We start from the raw sequence: 4318 nt of genomic DNA, 5'->3' as shown, positions 1-4318 counted from the left end.
GTTTTTAAAAAATCAGTTTAGCTCTTTATAAAATTATCTTTTGTAATTGAGTGAAAAAATAATTTTACTTAATTGTGGTTGTCGTTATAAACATACCATCAACTGCCACCGGTGGCAAATAACAAGTTAAATCATGGTGCTGAATAAAATTAAACCAAGACTTAATGTGCATTTACTGCCAAATAAATGTAAATAAAACATAAAAAATGTAATTTATTAGGTTTGACAATATGCTTTTTTAGATATAGCTTGATTCCTATGCCACCGGTAGCATTTGTATTTAGCTGATATTGCTATCGATTCAAATCATAGTTTTATGACATTTAATCATAGACTTATATTTGACTGGCTAAATAAAGTAATAAAAACTCAAATCAACAGCATAAAAAAGGAACACACAATGAAGACTGCAAATAAGTTCGTTCTCAAGCCACTTAACTGCATTGTTAGTGCCTTACTACTGGGCACAACATCGTATGCAATCGCAGCCGATGAACAGCCACAAACAGATACTAAAGCCCAAAATGACATTGAGTTAATTCAAGTAACTGGATTTAGATCATCATTAAATAAATCGTTAGCAACTAAACGTTTTGAAGTAAATACCACTGAATCTATCGCGGCTGAAGATATTGGTAAATTCCCTGATCTGAATATCGCCGAATCATTACAACGTATTCCTGGGGTAGCTATTTCTCGTGAAGGTGGTGAAGGTAGGCAAATTACCTTACGTGGTTTAGGTCCTGCATTTACACGTACTACCTTAAACGGTATGGAAGTACCTGCTAGTACCGATGGCACCGACTCTGGTGGCGGCGTAAATGGTGGCCGTGCATTTGACTTTAATATATTTGCATCCGAACTATTTAATCGTGTTGATATCCAAAAAACGCCCACGGCCGCAACTGAAGAAGGTGGTATAGCCGGGACTGTTGATATGTATTCTGCACGTCCGTTTGACACAACAGGCTTTCATGTTGCAGCGTCTGCGCAAGCCGGTTATAACGACCTCACTGAAGAAGTCGACCCACGGATGGTATTTATGATCAGCAACACATTTGCTGATGATACAATCGGGGCTTTATTCTCTGTCGCAAAATCTGAACGCACCGTGCGCCAAGAAGGCTTTGGTACAGTACGCTGGACCACCCCCGTACTTGATGGTGGCGGTATATACGCAGATACTTCTAATACTGAAGTAATTGGCACACCCAACACCGGTAATTGTGAATTTGAAGGGCAAAGCGTTGATCCAGTAAACTGTTTATATACCCCTCGCCTGCCTCGTCCTGATTTTTTTGGTAATGAACAAGACCGCTTAGGTTTTACCGGATCTTTACAATATGCCCCAAATGATGATCTCGTTCTTACCTTAGATACATTACATTCGACACTCGATAATGACCGTACTATGTACAACTTTTTCGAGATGTTTAGAAACACATTCAGCGAAATTACTCCTGAATCGATTACCATTGCTGACAATGGCAAACAGATCCAAGCAGCGACATTTAACGGCGTTAAATCTCGAGTAGAAAGCCGTCAGCAGATTTCAAAAACAAAATTTCAACAATACGTATTCTCAGCTAAATATCACTTATCTGATTACCTTCGATTAGACGCTATGGTGGGCACTGCTGAATCGGATGCTCGCTCTGAGCAGTATCGTTATAACATGACTAATAACACACCTCATAGAGTATCGATGGATTTTGGCACCAGCAATAATACCGCTGTGATGAATTACGATTACGATACTCTAGATGCCAACTCTTTTGATTTAGCCGATGGGCGCTTACGTGCAACAGATGTACTGCGCGAAAATGACACCGCTAAAATTGATTTATCATACGAGATGGATATGATGAATATCAAAGGCGGTATAGCCTATAACGACAGAACGGTTAGTTACGATGAATCACAAATAAACGGTTTTCCTGATCAAGATTCTGCAGCTGGATTTTCTCAGTTAATGCCCTACGATGATTTTGGCAGCGGTTATGACGGCACGTTATCACCCTTTATAGTGGCTGATTTTGATGCAATAAATTCACAGCTTTTAGTTAAAGAGTGGGTGCCACGCAGTGCACAAAGCTGGAAAGTTGAAGAAGAAACAATGGCTGCCTATGTGGAAACTAATTTTGAATATGAAATTTCCGATATGCTACTACGCACAAATGCAGGTGTTCGCTATGTAAAAACTGAAACCACATCAACAGGTTTTATTCAAACTGATGCGGTATCAATCGACAATAGCTATGACAATGTTTTACCGGTGCTAAATTTAGCCCTTGATGCAACCGATGATGTGATTGTAAGGCTGGGTTTATCTAAAACCATGACCCGCCCGAGTTTGAGTTCACTCAATCCTGGTAATCCATCGTTTTCTTATTTAAACGGCACTGTTAGTGCGGGTAACCCATTCTTAGACCCTTTCACCTCTACCAATACAGACGTTGGTGTTGAATGGTACTTTGCAGAAGAGTCGCTATTAGCAGCAACAGCGTTTTACAAAGACATTGGCTCTTTTATAAAAAGTGATAGTGAAGAAAAACTCGTCGATCCTGCTTATTTACCCTTTATTGATAATGATCCGCAATATGATCCATCAAGTGCGCTCGATCCTAGAACTACCCCTTACACACATTTCGTCCCTGTAAATGGACAAGGTACTGTGATCAAAGGGCTTGAACTTATTTATCAGCAACCTTTTTCATTCCTACCTGGGTTGTTAAAAAATATGGGGTTAGTGTCTAACTATACGTATGTCTCTGCAGGTGAAATTACCGGCCTTTCTAAAAATTCTTATAACTTTACCCTGTATTATGAAGAAGAAAACTATGGCGCTCGTGCCTCAGTAAATAAACGCGACAATTACATCACAGATTACACGGGTAACAATGGTAATGCCGAAGAAGCGACATCTGGTCCAACACATTTTGACCTATCTGCTTTTTATAATATTAATGAAAATGTCACTGTAACATTTGAAGCTATTAACCTTACCGATGAGTATGAACGCCTATATACAACAGGTGATGGCAGTTTAGATTTACCGCGTGAATATAATCATACCGGCCGACAGTTCTTTTTAGGAATACGCTACAACTTGTAAAACAGTATTTAAATTTTAAACTCCCCTAAGGAAAACAGCTTAATTAACATTTTAATTAAGCTGTTTTTTTACGCACAATACCAACAACTCAATGTTAATTGCCTTTCTTAATTGATAATCAAAAATTACTCACATACTAACAAAAATATTCTTATATTGTTTTTATACGACTAAAGTAGCGCATCCATTATTTATAATTAAAATACAATGCCACCGGTGGCAAATAATCAGTTAAATCATAGTACTTATAGATAATGTTGCACTTGAATGGTATTCGTATGCTGTTCTAAATGTAAATTAATGATGAATAATGTTATGTTTTTCATTTGACTTCGCATCAATAACGCTATATTTTTCATTTTGTGCCACCGGTAGCAAGCCATTTCATCAAACACTTTGCTACTTGCTTTCTCGTTGTTTTTCCCATTATGGATTATGAGGTTAGGTGCAATAAAAATCAGAACAAGGACATGACAAACACTCTCTTTTAAGTCATGTTAACTTAATAACAATAAGTAGAACGTGGAACCACTATGACAACCAGCACACACAATTTTAAACTTAGTAAGTTAATGACCAATTTAATACTCAGTGGCGCATTGACCAGTGGCTTAGCATATGCAGCCCCTCAAGATGAAGCTGTTGCTGATGATCAACTTGAAGTGATCGAAGTAAAAGGTTTTCGCGGTAGTATCAATGCCGCTTTAATGTCTAAGCGTGAAGCCGTAGGCACCCGTGAAACCATCATTGCAGAAGATATTGGTAAATTTCCTGACTTAAATGTGGCAGATTCTCTTTCACGCGTACCTGGTATCTCTATTGAGGAGGATGCGGGTGAAGGTCGTCAAATTACCATTCGCGGTTTAGGTTCTCGTTACGTTAAAACCACAATTAATGGCATGGAATCAGCATCTGCTGGTGCTGCTACTGATGCGGCTGGTGGTTCTAATACCTCTCGTGCTTTTGATTTTAACGTATTCGCATCTGAACTGTTTACCCAAATAGATATTAATAAAACCGTTTCTGCTGAACTTGAAGACGGTGGCATCTCAGGCAATGTTAACTTACAAACGGCGCGTCCATTTCAATATGATGGCTTTAAAGGCGCTTACAATGTCAATGCTCGTTATAGTGATGTTGATGAGGATGTATCGCCTCGTGCTTCTTTTATGCTCAGTAATAACTGGGATAATAAGTTTGGTG

The 4318-nt window shown here is 38.6% G+C and carries 2 protein-coding genes; both read left to right on the top strand.

The window, feature by feature from the left end:
- Window positions 1–400 precede the first annotated feature (400 nt).
- Window positions 401–3115: a TonB-dependent receptor gene (locus tag H5232_RS22375; RefSeq protein ID WP_182761025.1), complete on the top strand. Its 2715-nt coding sequence runs from the start codon at window positions 401–403 to the stop codon at window positions 3113–3115.
- A 533-nt stretch (window positions 3116–3648) separates the two neighbouring features.
- Window positions 3649–4318, top strand: a 670-nt coding sequence (locus H5232_RS22370) for a TonB-dependent receptor plug domain-containing protein (RefSeq protein WP_182831549.1), incomplete at its 3' end; no start/stop codon positions are given.

The organism is Pseudoalteromonas sp. SG41-5 (assembly GCF_014164495.1).
GTDB lineage: Bacteria > Pseudomonadota > Gammaproteobacteria > Enterobacterales > Alteromonadaceae > Pseudoalteromonas > Pseudoalteromonas rhizosphaerae.
Note: the sequence above shows the minus strand (reverse complement) of the source record. Positions and strands in the feature narration are given on the sequence as shown.